Raw genomic sequence first — 3504 nt, forward strand, 5'->3', positions numbered from 1 at the left:
CGCCGCCAGGGCGCGCGCGACGAAGGTGAACTGGCCGGGGAAATTCTGATGGATGAACAGGAAGCGCATGGAGCGCAACTGTACCCAGCTCAGCGGCGCGCCACCGCTTCGCGGTACAGCCCGCGCACGCGGGGAATATTCTCCTGCAGGCGGTGCATGCGTTCCGGGCCGGCCGGGTGGGTGGACAAGAAGCCGCCGCTGCTGCCGCCGCCGGCCTTGGCCATCTTCTGCCACAGCGACACCGAGGCCTCGGGGTTGAAGCCGCCGCGCGCGGCCAGCTCCAGGCCGACCAGGTCGGCCTCGATCTCGTCGTCGCGGCTGAATTTCAGGGTGATGAGCTGGGTGCCGACGTTGGCCGCCACGTCGCCCAGCTGGCCGAGACCGAATAACTGCGCACCCAGCGACAGCAGCGCGCCGGTGCCCTGGCTCTTGGCGATGCGGGCGCGGGCGTGTTCGCGCAGCGCGTGCGCCATCTCGTGGCCCATCACCATGGCGAGTTCGTCGTCGCTTGGCGTGATGGCCGCCACCAGCCCGGAGAAGATGGCGATCTTGCCGCCGGGCATGCAGAAGGCGTTGACCGATTTGCTGCCGATGAGGTTGACCTCCCAGCGCCAAGCCTTGGCGCGGTCGTTCCAGCGCGCCGCCTGCGGGATCAGCCGCGAGGCGATGCCACGGATGCGCTGCAGCTGCGGGCTGCTTTCGGGCGCCAGCGCCTTTTGCGCCTGCGCCTGCTGCAGCAGCTGGCTGTACTGCTGGGCTGCCGCCGTTTCCAGCTTGTCCGCCGGCACCAGGCTGCGCATGCGCGAGGCCTCGCCCACGTTCACCTGCGCCAGCACCGGCGCCGTGGCCGCAGCGCCCGCGGCGAGCAGGAAAGCGCGCCGCGCGGCCCACGGCCGGGGAGAAGAGGCGGAAGAAGAAGAGGACGAAGGGGCGTAGCACAGCTGGCACATGAGGGAATAATACCGAGCAACCTTCCGCACCATGTCAGACCCAGCCCCCAATCCCAACCAGAGCCCGCCTTCATCCGGCGCCGACGTCCCGCGCCGCAAGCGCTCCGCCATGGAGGTGCTGCGCGAGCTGCGGCAGCCCAAGGTCGCCGTGATGCTGGCGCTGGGGTTTTCCTCCGGCCTGCCCTTCCTGCTGACGGCCAACACCTTCGGCTACTGGCTGCGCGACGAGGGCACCAGCCTGAAGGCCATCGGCTTCATCTCGTGGGTCGGCTTCGCCTACGCCTTCAAGGTGTACTGGTCGCCGCTGGTGGACAGCGTGGACCTGCCGCTGCTGGGCCGCCTGGGCCGCCGGCGCGGCTGGATGCTGCTGTGCCAGATCATGGTCGCGCTGGGGCTGGTGGGCATGGCCGCCGTCGGCACGTCCGCCGGGCTGGTGGCCATCGGCGCGTTCGCGCTGCTGGTGGCGTTCGCTTCGGCCACCCAGGACATCGCCATCGACGCCTGGCGCATCGAGGCCGCCTCCGGCCCGCAGGAGGTCGGGCTGATGACGTCGGCGGCGCAGCTCGGCTACCGCATCGCGCTGCTGGTGACGGACGCGGCGATCATCGCCGCGGCCGAGCGCGTCGGCTGGCCGATTTCCTACGTGGCCATGGCGGTGCTGATGGGCGTCGGCATCGTCGCCACCTTCTTCGCCTTCGAGCCGCTGCAGGCCGAGCGGGTGCTGCACACCAAGGCGCCGCTGCTGTCGCTGCGCGGCCTGCGCGACGCGGTCATCGGCCCGTTCGTGGACTTCTTCGCCAAGCACAAGGCCACCGGCCTGGTGATGCTGCTGGCGGTGGCGCTGTACCGGCTGCCGGACTTCGTGATGGGGCCGATGTACAACCCCTACTACCACGACCTGGGCATCAGCAAGGACGCGGTCGCGCTGGTGCGCGGCTCGTTCGGCCTGGTTGCCACCTTCGTCGGCCTGGCCGCGGCCGGCCTGAGCGCCATCCGCATCGGGCTGCTGCCCACGCTGATCGTCGGGCTGGTGCTGGAAGGCATCGGCACGGCGGCCTTCGCGATCCTGGCCCTGCACGTGGACACGGCGACCTTCGCCGCGGTGATGACGCTGGACTCCTTCGCCCAGGCGTTCGCCGGCGTGGCCCTGGTGACCTACATGTCCAGCCTCACCAGCCTGGGCTACACCGCCACGCAGTACGCGATGCTGTCGTCCACCTACGCCGTCCTCGGCAAATTCGCCAAGGGCTTTTCGGGCGTGGCGGTCGATTCGCTCACGCCCACCTATGGCTTGCTGGGCGCCTACGCGACCGCCTTCCTCGCCACGGCGCTGACCGCCATTCCGCCGCTGCTGCTGTTCGTGCTGCTGTGGCGCATGCAGTTGCGCAAGGAAGCGGCGCAGGCGGGCTAGCCGCCGGTTCCGGCGAGCAGGTGCCGCAGGTCCTTGCGCTGCACCTTGCCGAGCGCCGTTTTCGGCAGGGCCTCCATCCGAAGCCAGCGCCGCGGCAGCTTGTAGCGCGCGAGGCGTTGCGCCAGGAACGCGCCGAGCGCGGCGTCGTCCGCCTGCGCACCGGGCCGCAGCACCACCGCCACGGCGACCACTTCACCCCACTGCGCATCGGGCAGGCCGAAGGCCGCGCACTCGGCGACGGCGGGATGCTCCGCCAGCGCGTTCTCGATCTCGGCCGGATGGATGTTCTCGCCGCCCGAGATGATCAAATCCTTGATGCGCCCGACGATGGCGTAGCTGCCGTCGGCGCCGCGGCGCGCCAGGTCGCCGGTGTGGAACCAGCCCTGGGCGTCGCAGGCGGGCACGTCGGGCCAGTAGTGCAGCGCCACGTTCGGCGCGCGCACCCACACCTCGCCCACTTCGCCGTTCCCCGGCTCCGCGCCATCCAGCAGCACCTCGACCTGCGGCGCCGGCCAGCCGCAAGACCCCACGTGGCCGAAGGCCTGCACCGGCGGCAGCGCGATGGAAAACGGCCCGGTTTCCGTGGCGCCATAGACGTCGCACACCGGGACGCCGCGCGCATGGAACACCTCGACCAGTGCCCGGGGCAGCACGCTGGAGCCGGCCCACATCGCGCGCAGGCAGGACAGGTCGGTGCCGGCCCAGTCGGCATGCTCGGCCAGCGCCTTCATGGTGGGCGGCACCTGCAGCGTGAGCGTCGGCCGCAGCGCGCGGATGTCGGCCAGCGTGCGCGCGGCGTCGAAGCGCGGATGCAGGATCACTTCGGCGCCCGCGCCCAGCGCCGGCAGGGTCTGGATGCACAGGCCGCCGACGTGGAACATCGGCAGCACGGTCAGGATGCGGTCGCCCGGGTGCATGCCTTGCGCCTGGGCCCCGATGCGCATGCCGGCCAGCAGGTTCTCCTGGGTGTGCACCGCCGCCTTGGGGCCGCCGGTGGTGCCCGAGGTGTAGACCAGCAGCACGGGCAACGCCGCATCCGCGTGGCGCGGCGCTTGCAGCGCTTCCGGCACGGCGCGCTGCAGCTCCTGCACCGCGTGCGCGGCCATCGCGGTGCGCACGGCGAGCGCGCGCGCGGCCTCTGCC

The 3504-nt window shown here is 71.4% G+C and carries 3 protein-coding genes; 1 reads left to right on the forward strand and 2 read right to left on the reverse strand.

Going from position 1 to position 3504, the window contains the following annotated elements:
• Positions 1-89 precede the first annotated feature (89 nt).
• Positions 90-950, reverse strand: a complete 861-nt coding sequence (locus H0U68_RS12070; RefSeq protein ID WP_296355869.1) for a M48 family metallopeptidase — start codon at positions 948-950, stop codon at positions 90-92.
• A 31-nt stretch (positions 951-981) separates the two neighbouring features.
• On the opposite strand from H0U68_RS12070, the gene H0U68_RS12075 reads away from it, so the two are divergent.
• Positions 982-2361, forward strand: coding sequence for an MFS transporter (locus H0U68_RS12075; RefSeq protein ID WP_296355872.1), 1380 nt, complete (start codon positions 982-984; stop codon positions 2359-2361).
• On the opposite strand, the gene H0U68_RS12080 is transcribed toward H0U68_RS12075, so the two are convergent.
• Positions 2358-3504, reverse strand: a 1147-nt coding sequence (locus tag H0U68_RS12080) for a fatty acid--CoA ligase family protein (protein ID WP_296355874.1), incomplete at its 5' end; no start/stop codon positions are given. The two genes, H0U68_RS12075 and H0U68_RS12080, sit on opposite strands and share 4 nt — an antisense overlap.

Origin of the sequence: Ramlibacter sp. (assembly GCF_013697775.1) — a bacterium.
In the GTDB taxonomy this organism is placed as follows: domain Bacteria; phylum Pseudomonadota; class Gammaproteobacteria; order Burkholderiales; family Burkholderiaceae_C; genus Ramlibacter.

Excerpts from the sequence above, each read along its gene's own strand:
- H0U68_RS12070 (WP_296355869.1), bottom strand. The coding sequence starts at position 950 with ATGTGCCAGCTGTGCTACGCCCCTTCGTCCTCTTCTTCTTCCGCCTCT.
- H0U68_RS12075 (WP_296355872.1), top strand. The coding sequence starts at position 982 with ATGTCAGACCCAGCCCCCAATCCCAACCAGAGCCCGCCTTCATCCGGC.